The organism is Pannonibacter sp. Q-1 (assembly GCF_054073275.1).
The window spans coordinates 466554-482563 of the sequence record NZ_JBSXNB010000004.1 but is presented as its reverse complement, the minus strand read 5'-3'; the positions used below and the strand labels follow the sequence as shown (position 1 = coordinate 482563).

The window sequence follows — 16010 nt, the reverse complement described above, 5'->3', positions numbered from 1 at the left end:
TCAGGCGGCTGCCGGAACCCAGACGCAATCCGCCGGATTGGCTTCGGCGGACTTCAGGGCCGGGTTGAACTTGTAGAGCGTCGAGCAATAGGGGCAGACGATCTGGTCTTCATCGCCCATGTCGAGGAACACATGCGGGTGATCGAACGGCGGATTCGCGCCGATGCACATGAATTCATGCGCGCCGATCTCAACGCTTTCGTGGCCGCTGCTGTTCTGGAAATGCGGGACTACGTGATCCGCCATGGCACCTGTCCAAGATTACTGTCCGGGTCAAAAGATGCGCGAACATACCGCCCCCGCGCCGGAAAGTGTAGGGGGCTTGGCGGATTTCCCGTGCGCAGCGGCGGCCTGCAGGTTCCCTGTCCCTGCATAAGGCAGATCAGCCATTCCGGGGGACTTCCAAGCGGCGGATCTTGCGCCTAAGGTATTGGACAAATTGTCTCTGCCTTTAACGTAAACGTCAGGTCCTGCATGCCCGTCTTCAAATCCGATATCGCCGACATTGCCTACATCGATGAGGGGGAGGGCGAGCCGATCCTGCTGATTCACGGCTTTGCCTCGAACAAGGCCGTCAACTGGGTCAATCCGGGCTGGGTGGATCTTCTGGTCAAGGATGGCCGCCGGGTGATCGCCCTCGACAACCGGGGCCACGGCGAGAGTGGCAAGTTCTATGATCCGGCGGACTACGGCGCGCCGATGATGGCCGAGGATGCCCGGCGGCTGCTGGATCATCTCGGCCTCTCCAGTGTTGATGTGATGGGCTATTCCATGGGCGCCCGCATCACCGCCTTTCTTGCGCTCAATCATCCGGACCGGGTGCGCCGGGCAATCTTCGGCGGCATGGGCTACGGCATGATCACCGGCATCGGGGATGGCGAGCCGATTGCCCGGGCGCTGGAAGCCGAAAGCCTGCAGGACATTCCCGATCGCACGGGCCGGGCCTTCCGCGCCTTTGCCGAACAGACCGGCGCCGACAAGCGGGCGCTGGCGGCCTGCATCCGCTCGTCCCGGCAGAAGATTTCCGAAGAGGACGTCGCCCGCATCGCCCGCCCGGTGCTGGTGGCCGTCGGCACCAAGGACGACATTGCCGGATCGCCGCAGGCGCTGGCGGACCTCATTCCGGGCGCAAGGCTGCTGGAGATCCCCAACCGCGATCACATGATCGCCGTGGGCGACAAGGTCTACAAGCAGGGCGTCCTCGACTTCCTGGCGCAGACCGCATGAGCGCCCCCGCCGCCACCAGCTTTACCGGTGCCGAGGGCAACCGGCTTGCGGTTGACCGTTTCGGCAGCGGGACAGGCCAGCCGGTGCTGCTGCTGCATGGCGGCGGGCAGACGCGCCACGCCTGGGCGGGGGCGGGTGTCCGCCTCGCCAAGGCTGGCTTCACCGCCTACGCCATGGACCAGCGCGGCCATGGGGACAGCGAGTGGGTGGCCTCCGGCGCTTATGATTTTGCCGACTTCGGCCGGGATCTCTCCGCCGTGGCTGCACAGGTGACGGAGAGCCATGGCCGCCGGCCCGTGCTGGTCGGTGCGTCGCTCGGCGGGTTGGCCGGACTGCTGTCTGAGGGCGCGCAGACGCCGGGGCGGCTCGAAGCCATGGTGCTGGTCGATATCACCCCGCGCGTCGATGCGGGCGGCGTTTCGCGCATTCTCGACTTCATGGCCGAGAAGGTGGACGAGGGCTTTGCCACGGTGGAGGACGCGGCGGATGCCATTGCCGCCTATCTGCCGCACCGGCCGCGCCCGCGCTCGCTGGACGGGCTTGCGAAGAACCTGCGCCTCCATCCCGATGGCCGCTACCGCTGGCACTGGGACCCGGCCTTTATCGCCGCACGCCATGCAGGGGGCGAAGATCTGCGGGCAAAGGTGGAAGCCGAACTCGTCGCGGCCGCAGCCCGCCTGACCCTGCCGGTGCTGCTGGTACGCGGCGGCCAGTCGGAACTGGTCAGCCAGGAGCATCTCGACGAATTCCGCCAGCTCGTGCCCCACGCCCGGCTGGCCGATGTGGCCGGGGCCGGGCACATGGTGGCCGGAGACCGCAATGACGTCTTCACCGGCGCGCTGCTGGAGTTTCTGCAGGATCTGGCGGCGGACGTCAAAGCCTGAGTCGGATCAGGGTCTTGAGCCGTTTGGCTCAAGTTCTGATTCTGATTCAACTGGGGCCCGAAAGCTGAGTCGTTTCAGTCTCTGGCCCGTGCGGTTGAGGCGCTTCTCACGCGCCCTTGAAATCCGGAGTCCGCTTTTCGAGGAAGGCGGTTCTTCCCTCTGCGAAATCCGCGCTGTCAAAGCAGGCGATGGCAGCGGCTTCCGCCTTATCATGATCGGGTGCGGAGTGGCCTGCCGGGATGGTGAGTGCTGCCTTGGCGGCGGCATGGGTTAGCGGTGCGTTTTGCGCAATCGTGGCCGCCAGTTTCCGTGTCTCGGCCTCCAGTGCACTGTCTTCCAGAAGCTGGTTGAGAAAGCCCCAGTGCAGGGCCTCGCCGGCTTCGATGCGCCGGGCGGTGAAGATCAGTTCCCGTGTCCGCGCCGGGCCGATGAGCGCGGCCACATCCACCAGCGCAGCCGGGGGATAGGCGATGCCGAGCCGGGCGGCGGGGATGCCGAAGCTGCTGCCGTGGCTGGCAAGGCGCAGGTCGCAAGATGCGGCAAGACCGAAGCCGCCGCCGAGGCAATGGCCGCGGATCATGGCAATCACCGGCTTGCGGCAGGCCTTCAGCGCCTCGAAGGCGGCGAGGTTGATGTCCTCATAGGCGCGGGCGGCTTTCGCGTTCTTGCGGGTTTCCTCGAACTCGGAAATGTCCGCCCCGGCGCAGAAGGTTTCGCTGCCCGCACCGCGCAGGATGATGACCCGGACCCCGCCATCGGCTTCAAGCGCGGACACGGCAGCGGGCAGGGCGCGCCACATCTCCAGCGTCATGGCGTTGCGGCGCTTTTCATTGGCGATCACCAGCCAGCCGGTGCTGCCTTCAATCCGGATCTCAAGTTCCGGCGGGGGAGTGTGCGATTGTCCTGTCACGTGATATCTTCCCTGTCTGGCGCCTTGAGGGCATGGCGTCCGGTGATGAGTTCTTTTCCTTTTGGCCGGGCTTTGTTATGGCTCGCTCCGGCCTATATGAGGACGGCATGACAGGTCCGGCGCGGCAGAGGCTGCGCACAGGGCCTGCGACAGGAGACGCGCCATGGTGAACACCACTTTCAAGACGGCCAAGCCAACCGTGAGCTTGCATGATCCCGTATGGCATCAGCTTCGGGAAGAGGCCGAAAAGATGGTCATCGGCGAACCGGCCCTGTCGTCCTTCGTTTATGAGACCATTCTCAACCATGGGCGCCTTGAGGATGCGGTGATCCACCGGCTTGGCGACAGGCTGGGCCGCGACGTGGTGTCCGCCTCCCTCATCCGCCAGACCTATTCCGAAGCCCTCAGCGACGAGCCGGAACTGGGCGAGATCTTCCGCGTCGACATGATGGCCGTGTTCGACCGCGATCCGGCCTGCGAAAGGCTGCTGGAGCCGCTGCTCTATTTCAAGGGCTTCCATGCGCTGCAGACGCACCGCCTTGCTCACTGGCTGTGGCGGCGCGGGCGCTCCGACTTTGCGCTGTATCTGCAGAGCCGGTCCTCCGAGATCTTCCAGGTGGATATCCATCCGGCGGTTCCTGTCGGCCGGGGCATCTTCATGGATCACGCCACGGGGCTTGTCGTTGGCTCCACGGCCGTCATCGAGGATGATGTCTCGATCCTGCAGGGCGTGACGCTGGGCGGCACCGGCAAGGAGCAGGGCGACCGGCATCCGAAGATCCGCAAGGGCGTGCTCATCGGCGCGGGCGCCAAGATCCTCGGCAATCTTGAGATTGGCCGCTGCTCGCGCATTGCCGCAGGCTCGGTTGTGCTTCAGGACGTGCCTTGCAACACCACCGTGGCCGGGGTTCCGGCGCGGGTCGTGGGGCAGGCGGGATGCGCAGAACCGGCCCGGTCCATGGACCAGCTGCTGGCGGATAAACAGCCTGACGCGTGATCCCCCTGTGGGAAAGCCCATGATTCCGGGGAAAGACGGTTCCGGCGGTTGGCTCACGGCGCTGTTCGTGTAGGTTCCGCACCCGTGAAATACGGGGACCCGAAAGGAGCGAAAGACGTGAAAGCCGACGAAATCAAGAAGCTGGAAGCCTATCTGCAGCGCAAGTTCAACCTGCCGTCCATGAAGGTGAAGGCCCGTCCGAAGAAGGACGATTCCGCCGAGGTTTATATCGGCGACGAGTTCATCGGCGTTGTCTTCCGTGATGATGAGGACGAGGACCTGAGCTGGAGCTTCCAGATGGCCATCCTGGAGATGGACCTCGAGGAAGACGACGAGGATTGATCCGGCAAGCCGCCGCTGGAGCCATGGGCAAGCGGCGCCGGCTGCCGGAACTGATCTGAAAGGGACGTGCCCTGCGCAAAGCTGCAAGGCGCGTCCCTTCTGTTTTCCGGTTCGGCGCAACCGGTTCGGGGCCGCCCAGCTATCAATGCGGCAGGAAACTCTCGAAAAGGGCGCCCATCTGCCGGTCCAGCCGGCCCCAGCTGCTGAGCAGCTTCATGTCGAAGCGGTAGCTGGCCACGAGATCCGGGGCGAGGCGCATGTCGCGCAGGCAGCTTGCCGGAGCATCTTTCGGCAGTCTGCAGCGGGCGGCAAATCCGGTTTCAAGCCCTGTGCCGTCGTCCTCGTAGAACAGGACGTCTTCGCTGGCGCCCGCCTTGCCGGACATGTCGAGCATGTAGAGACCGGCCTGTCCCACCTGCGGCTTTCCGGCGGCAAGGCGCCGCAGCGTGGTGTCCATCCGCTCCATGACCGTTTCGACCTTGCGGGATGCCATCAGTTCCACGGTGACCGGCAGTTCCGCAGCGGCCCGGCTGCCCCTGTTCCCGCTGGTGCCGGCATAGCCCGTCATGGAGGGCCAGTTGACTTCCAGGGTCAGCCGCTCATGGAACGAGCCTTCCTTGCGCTGCTCCGGCTTGGGCAGCATGTTCATGGGAACCGTCACCCTGCGGTCGCCAAGCCAGAGCGTGACAAGGCTGGCCTCGGCCGTGCGCAGCTCCATTCGGGTGGAGGCCTGTTCAATCCAGCCGCCAATCATCTTTGCAATATAGGCAAGGGTCAGCAGCACCAGCAGCGTCAGAATCAGGGCGGAATGGAACGGCCGGTAACCTGTTGCCTTGGGTAGGGTGACCGGCATCATGGCCGCCACCTTTCGGCTCTGCGCGCAAAGCAGCCGTCAGCATTTCCGTGCCAAAGCAGGACAGATGTTCCAGAACGGTATGGGCAGACCTGTGATGGTTGCTGCATTCGCTTGGTTTCTGTTCCGTTCGTGACCGCCGGAAACCGGCATGCGGTTTGCACTTCCCCTCCTGTCTCCGTGAGGACAGACTCACGCCCCGATGGTTAACAAGAGGTTAATGCCGTGCTTCTTGAACTGCTGCTTGCCGTTTACATGGGCTGCGCCGGCTTCGTTGCAGCGGGCCTGGTTGGAAGCGCTTATCAACTTGTTACCGACTCGCCACCCAGTTTCCAGATCCCGGCGCACAGTATCGCAGGAATTCTGGGGGTTGTTCTGGTCTGTGTCTTCGCCGGACCCTTCATCATCATGCGCAATGCCATCCGTGGACGGCGGCTGGAAGGGCGCCCGGTCGGCTGGCTGGTGGCCTCCTCCACCATTGCAGGCATGTGGAGCCTGTGCTCTGGTGTCCTCGTAATGCATTTTGCGCTGGGGCTTGCCAACTCGTGGTCGTGATCCCGGTGTGACAGACCGGGAGGAAAACATGACGCTCTACCGCCTTGAAGACCGGACGCCGGAACTTGCTGCTGACGGAGCCTGCTGGGTGGCGCCGACGGCGGTGCTGATCGGGTCGGTGCGGGTGGAGGAGGGGGCGAGCGTCTGGTTCGGCGCCGTGCTGCGCGGCGATAATGAACTGATCCTCGTCGGCAAGAACAGCAATGTCCAGGACGGCTGCGTGCTGCACACGGACATGGGCTATCCTCTGACGATCGGCGAGGGCTGCACCATCGGCCACAAGGCCATCCTGCACGGCTGCACCATCGGCAGCAATTCCCTCATCGGTATGGGCGCGACGGTGCTGAACGGCGCCAAGATCGGCCGCAACTGCATCGTGGGCGCCAATGCGCTGATCCCCGAGGGCAAGGAAATTCCGGACAATTCGCTGGTGGTGGGCATGCCGGGCCGTGTTGCGCGGACGCTGGATGCCGCGGCCGAAGAAGGCCTGCGCAAATCGGCCGCAGGCTACGTGCGCAACTGGCAGAGGTTCAAGGCCGGGCTGGCGCCCCTTTGAACTCACGACTGAATGATGATGGTCCGCCGCTATACGCCTGAAAAGGCGGGAGCCGGTCTCGCGGGGGCGGACCGGCTCCCTGAACCCGGCCGTGGTTGGGATGGGGAGGGTGGGGACGCGGCCGGGCTGTTCTGTCGGGCTCCGGGACGTCCCGGAACGCTTCCGTATGCGGGTCTCAGTTTCCGATGCTGGCCACGGTGGTGACGCGGGTATCGGAAATGCTGGTCCAGGCGGCTGCCGATGTCGTGGCCTGCCGCTTCACGTAGCGGTAGGGCGTCGAGTACCAGGGCAGCACGGCCTCGATCTGGTTGTCGAGGATCAGGTCGCCCTGATCCGTGCGGACCGTCAGGACCGCATGGCCTTCGTTGTTGATGTCCTTCACCACCGTGATCAGCAGCGCGCTTGCGGGCCAGCCGGCCTTCAGCAGACGGCGCTGCTTTTCGATCACATATTCCTCGCAGTCGCCAATGCCATTGTCCGGAAAGGTCCAGTACTCGGGCACGCCGAACTGTTCCATGTCCGTCACGGGACGGATTTCCCGGTTGACGGTGGCATTGACCGAAAGCAGTTCCTCGAAGCGCTCTTCCGAGAGCTTCACGACAACTGGCTTGTCGGTGCGGGCCGCGCAGGCCGCCGGATGTTCCTTGCAGAAGACGAGATGTCCCTGCGGCGCTGCCGCAGCTCCGGCCATGGCCATATAGCGGCCGGGATTGGCGCTTGCTGCTGTGGCATAGATGGCTGCCGCAAAGGCAGCGCATGCGATGATTGGCTTCCAGATCTTTATCTTCATGTCGTCGCCCTCCCCAAGGCTGACGACACCATTGCATCTGCAATTTTATTTGCGTCTAAGTCAGGTCATCGCTTTTTCCATGATGTTTATCTGAATTTTACTTGAGTTTTTTCTTTATTTTATTTGATTTTGAATTGAGTTTTATCTTGATTTGAATAAAGTTTTACGGATCTTGCGCAAGTCAATGATTTCAAAATGGATTTTCAGAAATCGGGCGGCCGGGGTTGAAGGCTGGCTCACCGGGAACCTGTCCGGAAGCCGTTTCCGCCTCGCGCGGGCGAGGAAAGGAAGCCGAAACCATACGGGGATTTTCTGTGTTGCCAGGCGTATTTGCCCTGCCGAATTCCTTCCCCGGGAGGCGGCCTCACTCTGCGGCAAGGCGGGGGCATGAGCCTTGAGAGGAAGGAATGGTTGAGAGGCCTTCCGCACAAAAAAATCCCGGCTTTGGGCCGGGATCTCTTTGCGGTGTCATTCTGAAAGGCAATGCCGGTTTCCGGTGACTGCACCGGAAGGGCGATAGGGGCCACGCTGGCGCTATGCCGGCGGCGTGCTGCCATCCTGCGGATCATCCGGCACCATATGCTGTTCGAGCAGGGCCTGATTCTGGATCACGGCGAATTCCAGGGCGATGCCTTCTTCCAGATGGCGGACAACACGCGCCCGCATCCGGCCAAGGGCGATCTCGGTGCCGATCGGCGGACGTGCCGGGCAGGAGAGCGCAGCGCCGGACAGTGATACGTCGATGATGCGGCAGGTATAGGCGGTGCCATCGGGCAGAACGATCCGGGTGATCGGGTTCTTCGGCACGAAACGCTCGTGGCGCCGGTCTTCCGGCAGGTTCAGCTCGTTGCGGTTGGCCAGCCAGGTCAGCACGCTGGCGATCTTGTCACGCTTGCGCGGCGTGTTGGCCAGCGCCACGGCAAAGCCGCCGTCGATCTCGCGTGTGATCGTTCCTTCCACCCGGCCGATATGGTCCAGGTAGGCCACCACCTTTTCGCCCACACGTCCTGCCACAGGGGCAATGAGTGCCATGCCGCCGGGCGACATGTTGACGACCTGACAAGGATATTCCTGCCGGTTTTCCAGCATGAAGCGGCCGAGGACGTTCACCTTCACGCGCTGGTGACGGCGCCGGTCCGTGCCCTTGGCGGGCAGACCGGGCGCGGGCCTGGCAGCTTCTGCTGCTGTCATGGATCTTGTTTCCCTATCTTATGCGGGAGGAATCTTGTTCTCCACGGACACGATAGGCGGGGACTATTAACATTGCGTAAGATCAGCCCAAGACTTTTCAGATCTTGCCGCCGTCATAGACAGTCAGATGCCCGACCCGTCTCGTCCCTTCCATCGACGGCGCGGCAAGATGGGCCTGTCCGCCATTGATGATCTGCGGAACAGCCGTGCGGCGCGGGGCAGGGGTGCCTGTCAGGAAGGACGGGCGCTCATCAGGCCAGATCAGCCGCAGGCTGGAGATGGACTGGTTCAAAATGGGATGCAGGCCCAGCCAGTAGGGACGCTCGAAGCTGGCGCTGGCGCCAAGGATGCGGCTGCGGCCTTCGCCCGGCATGTGCAGGGGAAGCAGCAGCATTTCCATCTTCAGAACCTGATTGCGCTCGGTGTGCCCGTCGACGCCGATAACCGCCGCCGCCGCATCTTCAGTGATGGCGGCCATGACGGAGGCGAGGGCTTCGCGGTCCTCATTTCCCCAGCCGCGCAGGAAGTTGCGGCCTTTCAGCTCGCGGCAATGGGTGGAGCAAAGACGGGTTCCTGCGAGGCGGTAGCGGTAGGTGTCCTGATCGACGGCTTCCAGGATGAAGGTGTCGCCGAGCAGACCGCGAATCCGGCCCGGGTCGATCTCCGACCGGTTCGGGGCGGTGCGGGTGCCGCGCAGTTCGTCCCAATACTGATAAAGGGTACGGTTGACGCCATGCTTCATTTTGACCGGTCCTTCTGCCACTTGTGCGCCGCTGCGGCATGCGTGTCCTTATCTGGGACATTTCTCCGCGCCTGCGCTGGTTCTGCCGGTTACAGAGCATTTACTATGCCAAATGCGCCGGTGGGTGAAAAAATCACCGGCTTTCCTAAAGTTTGAACGGATTTTTAAGGTTACTCCAAGCTTGCGCTTGCTCCGGAAATTGCTTTGGCACAGGCTGATTGCAGCCAGGTGCAAGAGATCCGGACGGCCGGACCGGTCACACTGCGGCGCATTTATCCGGGCCTTGCGGCAGGTGCGGGGTTCGGAACAGGTTATGAGGCGCCCGTTGCCGGCAAGGCGGCGGGCGCCTTGTCTTTGTCTTGTCTTTCCGGGGCAGATCCTTAAGTGTCTGGACATGAACCGGGCATCCTCAATGTCCGCAAGTGAAACAGATGTCAGGATTGAACCGGTCAAAATGAACCAGCCCCAGCCGATTGGTCCCTCCAGTGGCCTGCCGCCGCAAGGCCCGCTCCCGCCAAGCCAGAAGGCCTTCAACATTCCTGCCGTGGTGGCCGTTCTGGCCGGTCTCATGCTGGTGGTCCACCTGATCCGCACGGAGTTTCTGAGCGCGGATGCCAATTACGAGATTCTGGTGCTGTTCGGCTTCTGGCCTGCCCGTTACAGCGCGGAGCTTTTCGGCGCCGGGCTCGTGCCGGGCGGATATGCGGCGGACGTCTGGTCGTTTCTGACCTATGCCTTCCTTCATGGCAGCTGGGCGCATGTGGGCATGAACATGGCCTGGATGATTGCCTTTGCGCCGCCTTTGGCGGTCCGCCTCGGCACCGTCCGTTTTCTCGCCCTGAGCGCGGTGGCGGCCATCGCCGGCGTTCTGGTGCATCTGGCGCTGCATTTCGGCGAGGCTGTGCCGGTGATTGGCGCCTCCGCCGCCGTGTCCGGACAGATGGCGGCGGTGTTCCGTTTCGCCTTTCAGCCGGGCGGGCCGATGGCCGGCGGAAACCGCAATGATCCGCGGGCCTATGAGCTGCCGGTTGCGCCCTTGCGCGATGCCCTGCTGAATGCCCGCGTCCGCAATCTCCTGATCCTGTGGTTCGGCATCAACCTGCTGTTCGGCGTGGCGGGCGGGGAGCTTCTCGGTGCCTCCGGGGATATCGCCTGGGAAGCGCATGTGGGCGGCTTTCTGGCCGGGTTTCTCCTGTTCCCCTATTTCGACCCTGTCCGGCGGTTTCGATAATGTGACGTGAAGTGAAGCTCTCCGCCCAATGCAGGATTTGCATCCTTTGCGCTTTTGGGGGCATGATGAACGTCAGGTTACCGCCGGGAGGAACTGGGAGGTAGCCGGTGCCACGTCAGCTATCGGGAGAGCAGCATGACAGTAGCTTCGATTCTCAATACCAAAGGCCGTGACGTGATCACGGCAAGTTCGTCGGCCACGGCCGGCGACATCTGCAAGCTTCTTGCGGAAAAGCGGATTGGCGCGGTGGTGATCACTGATGCGAAGCGGCACATCGAAGGCATCGTTTCGGAACGTGATATCGTGCGTGTCATCGGGGCGGAGGGGCCGGAAGCCCTGAACAAGCCGGTGACGGCCGTCATGACCCGCACCGTGATCAGCGCATCTGAAGGCGATACGCTCAACAGCATCATGTCCCGGATGACATCCGGCCGCTTCCGCCACATGCCTGTGGTGTCCGGCGGCAAGCTGACCGGCCTCATCTCCATCGGCGACGTGGTCAAGCACCGCATCGCACAGGTGGAAGAGGAAGCCGAGCAGATGCGCAATTACATCGCCATGGCGTAAAGGCCTTGCGTGGCCCCGGCACGCCTGCCGGGGCTGCGAGTGCCGGCAGGCTGTTTATCTGCCTGCAGGAAACAGGCGCGGATACTCGATCTTGGGGCAGCGGTTCATGATCACCGTCAGCCCGGCAGCTTCCGCCTTGGCGGCTGCTTCCGCGTGCTCGACGCCGATCTGCATCCAGATCACCTTCGGAAGGCTGGCCAGCGCCAGCGCCTCGGCAACGATGCCAGGCACCGCATCGGATGCGCGGAAGATATCCACCATATCCACCGGCACGGGAATGTCCGTGAGGCTGGCATAGACCGTTCGGCCCAGCAGCTCCTTGCCGGCAAGCCCCGGGTTGACCGGATAGACCTCGTAGCCCTGATCAATCAGGAATTCCATCACGTGATGCACCGGCCGGTCTGCATTGGCGCTGGCGCCGATGATGGCGATGGTCTTCGTCTCTTCAAGGATCTGCCGGATCAGGCTGTCGGGATAGGCGGGCGTCATGGTCATTCTCCGGTCCATTCGGGTTTGCGCTTCTGCAGGAAGGCATTGATGCCTTCTTCCGCGTCGCGGGCCATCATGTTCTCCACCATCACCGACGCGGCATAGTCATAGGCTTCGCCCAGCGGCATTTCGAGCTGGCGGTAGAACGCCTCCTTGCCAATCTTCAGCGTCAGCGGCGACTTGGAGGCGATGACCTCGGCATATTTCTGCACGACCTGTTCCAGATAGTCGCCGGGAACTATGCGGTTAATGAGGCCGAAGGACTTGGCGGTGGAGGCATCGATGCTTTCCCCCGTCAGCAGCATCTCCATCGCCTGCTTGGGGCTGGCATTGCGGCTCACCGCCACCATGGGCGTGGAGCAGAACAGACCGATGTTGACGCCCGGCGTGCAGAAGGTGGCCGTGTCCGTGGCAATCGCCAGATCGCAGGAGGCGACAAGCTGGCAGCCGGCCGCCGTTGCAACGCCCGTCACCACCGCAATCACCGGCTTGGGCAGGCGCACGATCTGCTGCATCAGGTCCGAGCACTGGCGCATGATGGCTTCATAGGTGGCGCGGCCCCGGTCTGCCTCGGCGCGGGCCGCCGTCAGCTCTTTCAGGTCATGCCCGGCGCAGAACACCTTGCCCTCGGCCCCCAGCAGGATGACGTGCACCGCCGGGTCAATGGCCGCCAGCTCCAGCTCGGCGGACAGCGCGGTCATCATCGCCCGCGACAGGGCATTCATCTGCTCCGGCTGCTGCAGCACAAGGCGCAGCACGCCATTGTGCAGCAGCTTGCCGATCAGCGGGCGGGTTTCGGCTGCGGCGGTGTCTTCTGTCTTCTGCATTCTGCTTTCCCGGCATGGTCACGATGTGGCCGGAGCATACAGCAGCCGGGCCAGCGGGGAAGCAGGCAAAAGGGGCAGCCAGGTGGCGATGTGTCAGGGATGGGGCAGGGGGAAGCCGTAGCGGTCGCTGAGGGCTTTCAGGATTTCATCCTTGTCATTGATGAACTGCGGCGCGCCGCTTGGGTCCACCGGTTCGCTCGTCAGAACCAGCACCGGCAGGCTCTGGTTTTCAGCGCCGATCAGCTCCGCCACGTCTGCCCGCGGGCGCGGCCAGGCGATGCGGCGCACATCGAGTTTCTGTGCCAGATCAGGAAAGGAGGCGAGGATGCCCTCCATCAGGGCGCAGTGCCAGCAGTAGAACACGTCACCCGGATAGGCCGGGTCCGTGAAGCCGGGACGCAGCAGGAAAAGAATGTCCTTCATGAAAGCTCCTGTGCCTTGCCCGCAGCGGCAGGCGCGGGCCTCCGTCATTTGGCCGATGCCCCTCCCGGTTGGCAAGGGCCGCGTTTCCGGCAAGAGTGATCTTGGAACGGGAAGGGGAACGCGATGCAGCCGGTGATGAGCGTGGACGAGGTGGAGGCGTTTCTGCGGACCGAATTTCCGCAGGTCTATCTGGATGGGCCGCTCACCCAAGTGGAGGAGATCGCGCCGGGGCTCGCCGCCCTGCGCTTTACCGCCAGCGAGCGGCACCTGCGGCCCGGCGGCACGGTGTCCGGCCCTTCGATGATGGCGCTGGCTGATCTTGCCGCCTATGTGGTGATCCTTGCCCATATCGGCCCGGTGGCGCTGGCGGTGACAACGAATCTCAACATCAACTTCCTGAGGAAGCCCGCGCCGGGCGGTCTCATCGCCACCTGCCGGATTCTCAAGCTCGGCCAGCGGCTCGCCGTGGTGGATTGCGCCATCTGCGGGGACGGGGAGGGCGAAATGGCCGCTCACGCCACCGCCACCTACTCGATTCCGCCGCGCCGGCAGGGTTAAAACGGCAAGATTTATGCGGTATTCAGATACCGTTTTTTCAAGTCTTTGATTTATATATGTAATTTACGGCATGGCGCAAATGTTTCGCCTTGACGGTTTGCTGGCGAACGCGTATCACCCTGCCCGAACACACGGTGTGCCGTGCGGGATCTGTGTCCTGCCAAGCCGCCGTTCTGGTTTCACCGACGATTCACGGATCAGACACATGAAGACCTTCTCTGCCAAGCCGGCTGAGGTCGAGAAAAAGTGGATCTTGATCGACGCTGAAGGCATGGTCGTAGGCCGTCTGGCTGCCTACATCGCCAGCCATCTGCGTGGCAAGCATCTGCCGACCTTTACTCCGCACGTTGACTGTGGCGACAACATCATTGTCGTCAACGCTGACAAGGTGGTGCTGACGGGCCGCAAGTACGAAAACAAGAAGTACTACTGGCACACCGGCCACCCGGGCGGCATCAAGGAGCGTACTGCACGCGCCATCATCGAAGGCCGTTTCCCCGAGCGCGTGCTCGAGAAGGCTGTCGAGCGCATGATGCCGGGCGGCCCGCTGTCCCGCCGCCAGCTCAAGAACCTCAAGGTTTACGCTGGCCCGACCCACCCGCATGAAGCTCAGACGCCGGTCACCGTCGACGTCAAGAGCCTCAACGAAAAGAACGCGAAGAGGGCTTGAGCATGGCTGAGCTGCAATCCCTGGACCAGCTGAAGGGCGCCGTTTCGGCAGCCGTCGAAGCTCCGGTTCATGTCCAGAAGCTGGACGCCCATGGCCGCGCCTATGCCACCGGCAAGCGCAAGGACGCGATTGCCCGCGTCTGGGTCAAGCCGGGCACCGGCAAGATCACCGTCAACGGCAAGGACTACACGGCATACTTCGCCCGTCCGGTCCTGCAGATGATCCTGCGTCAGCCGATCCTGCTGACCAACCGCGATGGCCAGTATGACATCGTTGCCACCGTCACCGGTGGCGGCCTGTCCGGCCAGGCCGGCGCTCTGCGTCATGGCATCTCCAAGGCCCTGACCCATTACGAGCCGGAACTGCGCGGCATCCTCAAGAAGGAAGGCTTCATCACCCGCGACAGCCGCGTGGTCGAGCGCAAGAAGTACGGCCGCGCCAAGGCCCGCCGTTCCTTCCAGTTCTCCAAGCGCTGATCCTTCAGCTGCTTGTCAGACACAAGAAAGAACCCGCTGGTGCGAACCGGCGGGTTTTTTTGTTTTGGGGGGCAAGCATGCATTCCTCCCGATCGTCATGGCCGGGCTTGTCCCGGCCATCTGCAAGCCGTTGATTTGTAGAGGTCCTCGGCACAAGGCCGGGGATGATGATGGAGAAGCTGGACGTTTGCGAGAAGCCTGATCTGGTGTGAACGGCGGGTTTGCTGGTTTTCTTGGGGCGGTGCCTTTGTACCCCTTACAGCTTTTCCTGAAGCCCGGCGCCTGCAGGCTTCTGCCGCCTGTGCTGGTGGAACGTGACGGGAGCCGGGCGGAAAGGCTCAGGAAACGGACCAGACCCCGGCACAAGGCCGGGGCGGCGCGGAGAGCGGGCAGGCGCTGGGAAACCCATCTCACAGCCTGCGATTTGCACCCGTTATCACCGTCGCTACTACGTAACGAAACGCGGCGCGTTCGCCACGGCAAAGTGCCGGATGCCCCCATGTTGGGGACGTCCGGTCCAAGCCCCTCCACCGCGCCGTCCCGGCCTTGAGCCGGGACCTGTTGGGGAGGCTGTGAGCTTGATGTTCAAACCCGCTTGCAAGTTCTGCGTTAAATACGAAGAAGTATTGACCCTGTTCAGGAGCAGCCGATACGCTTGAGACACTATGATCACCCAATCCAGGGAAACAGGCACTCGACTGCGTGATCATATGATGGGGAAGGCGGGGCCGAAGATGGAAAAGTCTGAGAATATTGCGGCCCCTGAGATCCGTCTTAGAGCAAGACTGGCCCGGCAACTGGATGTTGACCTTTATCAAGGCCGTGGCCTGTCAATCCTGAACACGGTTGTTGTCTGGGTGATCTTGTTTTCAGTCATCTTGGTTATTCTTGAGACTGAATCGACGATCATAAGTCGATTTTCGTCGTTCTTTTATGGCTTTGAGTGGGTGCTCCTTGTTTTCTTCAGTTTGGAATACCTTCTTAGGTTGTGGTGCGCCCCGGAAAACCCCTCATACCGAAATCGTCTGGCTTATGTGATCAGGCCACTTGCAGTCATCGACTTGCTTGTCATTGCCACAATGGCATTCACGTTGATTGGCGTGGAGGGGGTCTTGCTTCGTCTGTTGCGGCTGTTCCGTCTCCTGAGACTCGCAAAGCTTGGCAGGTTTTCACAGGCTTTCAGGGATATTTCGTCTGCTGTCATAAAGCGCCGTTACGAGTTATGCGTCAGCCTTATCATTGCGGGCGTGCTCATGCTGGTTTCAGCCTCGCTGCTTTATGTGACGGAGGCCGAGGGGCAACCCGAAGCGTTTGGAAGCATTCCGCGCGCTATGTGGTGGTCCATGGCAACTCTCACCACTGTTGGTTATGGAGATATCGTCCCCATAACCCCTCTGGGGCGGTTCTTTGCGACGTTTACGGCAGTTATGGGGATTGGTTTGATTGCGATGCCTGCGGGCATCCTCGCCTCTGCATTCAGCGAAGTTGTGCAAAAGCGCGACCGCAGAGCGGCTGAATCCGGAGAAGGAGATGATCCGAATGGCAATTAGGTTTCAGCGCCGTATCCGCATCGCGCCGGGTGTGAACGTGAATTTTTCAAGAAGTGGTCTTGGTCTGTCAGTCGGTCCACGGGGGTTTTCGTTCAGTGCTGGTCCTGGAGGGGTATACAGGAACATAGGCCTTCCTGGTACCGGCCTATCTCACCGTGAGAAAATCGGCGGC

Annotated in this window: 22 protein-coding genes and 1 pseudogene; 14 read left to right on the top strand and 9 right to left on the bottom strand. The window is 62.4% G+C overall.

Going from position 1 to position 16010, the window contains the following annotated elements; genetic code table 11:
* Complete coding sequence (locus tag ACVNHC_RS13710) at positions 1-246, bottom strand: zinc-finger domain-containing protein (protein WP_122520328.1); 246 nt, start codon at positions 244-246, stop codon at positions 1-3.
* Between the two features lie 228 nt (positions 247-474).
* Between ACVNHC_RS13710 and ACVNHC_RS13705 the strand changes: the two genes are divergently transcribed.
* Together ACVNHC_RS13705 and ACVNHC_RS13700 are read left to right on the top strand one after the other, a co-directional pair.
* Positions 475-1227 carry an alpha/beta fold hydrolase gene (locus ACVNHC_RS13705; RefSeq protein ID WP_457167580.1) on the top strand — a complete coding sequence of 251 codons (753 nt, stop codon included), beginning with the start codon at positions 475-477 and terminating at the stop codon, positions 1225-1227.
* Positions 1224-2111 carry an alpha/beta fold hydrolase gene (locus tag ACVNHC_RS13700; RefSeq protein ID WP_457167579.1) on the top strand — a complete coding sequence of 296 codons (888 nt, stop codon included), beginning with the start codon at positions 1224-1226 and terminating at the stop codon, positions 2109-2111. Before ACVNHC_RS13705 ends, ACVNHC_RS13700 begins: the two co-directional genes overlap by 4 nt.
* A gap of 106 nt (positions 2112-2217) precedes the next feature.
* Here ACVNHC_RS13700 and ACVNHC_RS13695 read toward each other — a convergent pair whose 3' ends face one another.
* Positions 2218-3021, bottom strand: a complete 804-nt coding sequence (locus tag ACVNHC_RS13695; protein WP_457167578.1) for an enoyl-CoA hydratase — start codon at positions 3019-3021, stop codon at positions 2218-2220.
* A 163-nt stretch (positions 3022-3184) separates the two neighbouring features.
* Here ACVNHC_RS13695 and cysE point away from each other — a divergent pair, with 163 nt between their 5' ends.
* Both cysE and ACVNHC_RS13685 read left to right on the top strand, forming a co-directional pair.
* A complete protein-coding gene (gene cysE, locus ACVNHC_RS13690; protein ID WP_050472756.1) occupies positions 3185-4018 on the top strand; it encodes a serine O-acetyltransferase in 834 nt (277 codons plus the stop codon).
* Positions 4019-4135: 117 nt separating this feature from the next.
* Positions 4136-4360 (top strand): DUF3126 family protein, encoded by a 225-nt coding sequence (locus ACVNHC_RS13685; RefSeq protein WP_050472757.1) that lies wholly within the window; start codon positions 4136-4138, stop codon positions 4358-4360.
* A gap of 142 nt (positions 4361-4502) precedes the next feature.
* On the opposite strand, the gene ACVNHC_RS13680 is transcribed toward ACVNHC_RS13685, so the two are convergent.
* The gene (locus ACVNHC_RS13680; RefSeq protein WP_094461917.1) at positions 4503-5216 is read right to left on the bottom strand and encodes a hypothetical protein; all 714 of its coding nucleotides are present in this window, start codon (positions 5214-5216) and stop codon (positions 4503-4505) included.
* On the opposite strand from ACVNHC_RS13680, the gene ACVNHC_RS13675 reads away from it, so the two are divergent.
* The 3 genes from ACVNHC_RS13675 to ACVNHC_RS13665 all read left to right on the top strand — a co-directional run bounded on the left by ACVNHC_RS13675 (position 5215) and on the right by ACVNHC_RS13665 (position 6324).
* Entirely contained in the window at positions 5215-5349 is a 135-nt protein-coding gene (locus ACVNHC_RS13675) for a hypothetical protein (RefSeq protein WP_282097384.1), read from the top strand. The genes ACVNHC_RS13680 and ACVNHC_RS13675 overlap by 2 nt on opposite strands.
* Before the next feature lie 89 nt (positions 5350-5438).
* Positions 5439-5768 carry a DUF6949 family protein gene (locus ACVNHC_RS13670; RefSeq protein WP_082205917.1) on the top strand — a complete coding sequence of 110 codons (330 nt, stop codon included), beginning with the start codon at positions 5439-5441 and terminating at the stop codon, positions 5766-5768.
* Between the two features lie 28 nt (positions 5769-5796).
* Positions 5797-6324, top strand: coding sequence for a gamma carbonic anhydrase family protein (locus ACVNHC_RS13665; RefSeq protein WP_457167577.1), 528 nt, complete (start codon positions 5797-5799; stop codon positions 6322-6324).
* A gap of 175 nt (positions 6325-6499) precedes the next feature.
* Here the strand turns inward: ACVNHC_RS13665 and ACVNHC_RS13660 are convergent, their stop codons facing one another.
* The 3 genes from ACVNHC_RS13660 to ACVNHC_RS13650 all read right to left on the bottom strand — a co-directional run bounded on the left by ACVNHC_RS13660 (position 6500) and on the right by ACVNHC_RS13650 (position 9047).
* Positions 6500-7114: a transglutaminase-like cysteine peptidase gene (locus tag ACVNHC_RS13660; protein ID WP_058899545.1), complete on the bottom strand. Its 615-nt coding sequence runs from the start codon at positions 7112-7114 to the stop codon at positions 6500-6502.
* Between the two features lie 534 nt (positions 7115-7648).
* Positions 7649-8305 carry a PilZ domain-containing protein gene (locus ACVNHC_RS13655; protein WP_050472761.1) on the bottom strand — a complete coding sequence of 219 codons (657 nt, stop codon included), beginning with the start codon at positions 8303-8305 and terminating at the stop codon, positions 7649-7651.
* Positions 8306-8402: 97 nt separating this feature from the next.
* Entirely contained in the window at positions 8403-9047 is a 645-nt protein-coding gene (locus ACVNHC_RS13650) for a PAS domain-containing protein (RefSeq protein WP_050472762.1), read from the bottom strand.
* Between the two features lie 454 nt (positions 9048-9501).
* On the opposite strand from ACVNHC_RS13650, the gene ACVNHC_RS13645 reads away from it, so the two are divergent.
* Complete coding sequence (locus ACVNHC_RS13645; protein WP_208982653.1) at positions 9502-10278, top strand: rhomboid family intramembrane serine protease; 777 nt, start codon at positions 9502-9504, stop codon at positions 10276-10278.
* 135 nt (positions 10279-10413) lie between these two features.
* Complete coding sequence (locus ACVNHC_RS13640) at positions 10414-10845, top strand: CBS domain-containing protein (RefSeq protein WP_050472764.1); 432 nt, start codon at positions 10414-10416, stop codon at positions 10843-10845.
* 54 nt (positions 10846-10899) lie between these two features.
* Here ACVNHC_RS13640 and ACVNHC_RS13635 read toward each other — a convergent pair whose 3' ends face one another.
* From ACVNHC_RS13635 to ACVNHC_RS13625, 3 genes are all read right to left on the bottom strand, one after another.
* Positions 10900-11340 carry a CoA-binding protein gene (locus ACVNHC_RS13635; protein WP_094461913.1) on the bottom strand — a complete coding sequence of 147 codons (441 nt, stop codon included), beginning with the start codon at positions 11338-11340 and terminating at the stop codon, positions 10900-10902.
* Positions 11337-12161: an enoyl-CoA hydratase gene (locus tag ACVNHC_RS13630; protein ID WP_457167576.1), complete on the bottom strand. Its 825-nt coding sequence runs from the start codon at positions 12159-12161 to the stop codon at positions 11337-11339. Before ACVNHC_RS13630 ends, ACVNHC_RS13635 begins: the two co-directional genes overlap by 4 nt.
* 93 nt (positions 12162-12254) lie before the next feature.
* Complete coding sequence (locus ACVNHC_RS13625; protein ID WP_457167575.1) at positions 12255-12584, bottom strand: DUF3088 domain-containing protein; 330 nt, start codon at positions 12582-12584, stop codon at positions 12255-12257.
* 123 nt (positions 12585-12707) lie between these two features.
* Between ACVNHC_RS13625 and ACVNHC_RS13620 the strand changes: the two genes are divergently transcribed.
* The 5 genes and pseudogenes from ACVNHC_RS13620 to ACVNHC_RS13600 all read left to right on the top strand — a co-directional run.
* Positions 12708-13142 (top strand): PaaI family thioesterase, encoded by a 435-nt coding sequence (locus ACVNHC_RS13620; protein ID WP_457167574.1) that lies wholly within the window; start codon positions 12708-12710, stop codon positions 13140-13142.
* A gap of 205 nt (positions 13143-13347) precedes the next feature.
* A complete protein-coding gene (gene rplM, locus ACVNHC_RS13615; protein WP_019966501.1) occupies positions 13348-13812 on the top strand; it encodes a 50S ribosomal protein L13 in 465 nt (154 codons plus the stop codon).
* Between the two features lie 2 nt (positions 13813-13814).
* Positions 13815-14288, top strand: a complete 474-nt coding sequence (rpsI, locus tag ACVNHC_RS13610) for a 30S ribosomal protein S9 (RefSeq protein WP_019966502.1) — start codon at positions 13815-13817, stop codon at positions 14286-14288.
* A 665-nt stretch (positions 14289-14953) separates the two neighbouring features.
* Complete coding sequence (locus ACVNHC_RS13605) at positions 14954-15838, top strand: ion transporter (RefSeq protein ID WP_457167573.1); 885 nt, start codon at positions 14954-14956, stop codon at positions 15836-15838.
* A pseudogene (locus ACVNHC_RS13600) lies at positions 15819-15983 on the top strand (DUF4236 domain-containing protein); the annotation flags it as partial. The gene ACVNHC_RS13605 and the pseudogene ACVNHC_RS13600, both read left to right, overlap by 20 nt.
* Between the last annotated feature and the right edge of the window lie 27 nt (positions 15984-16010).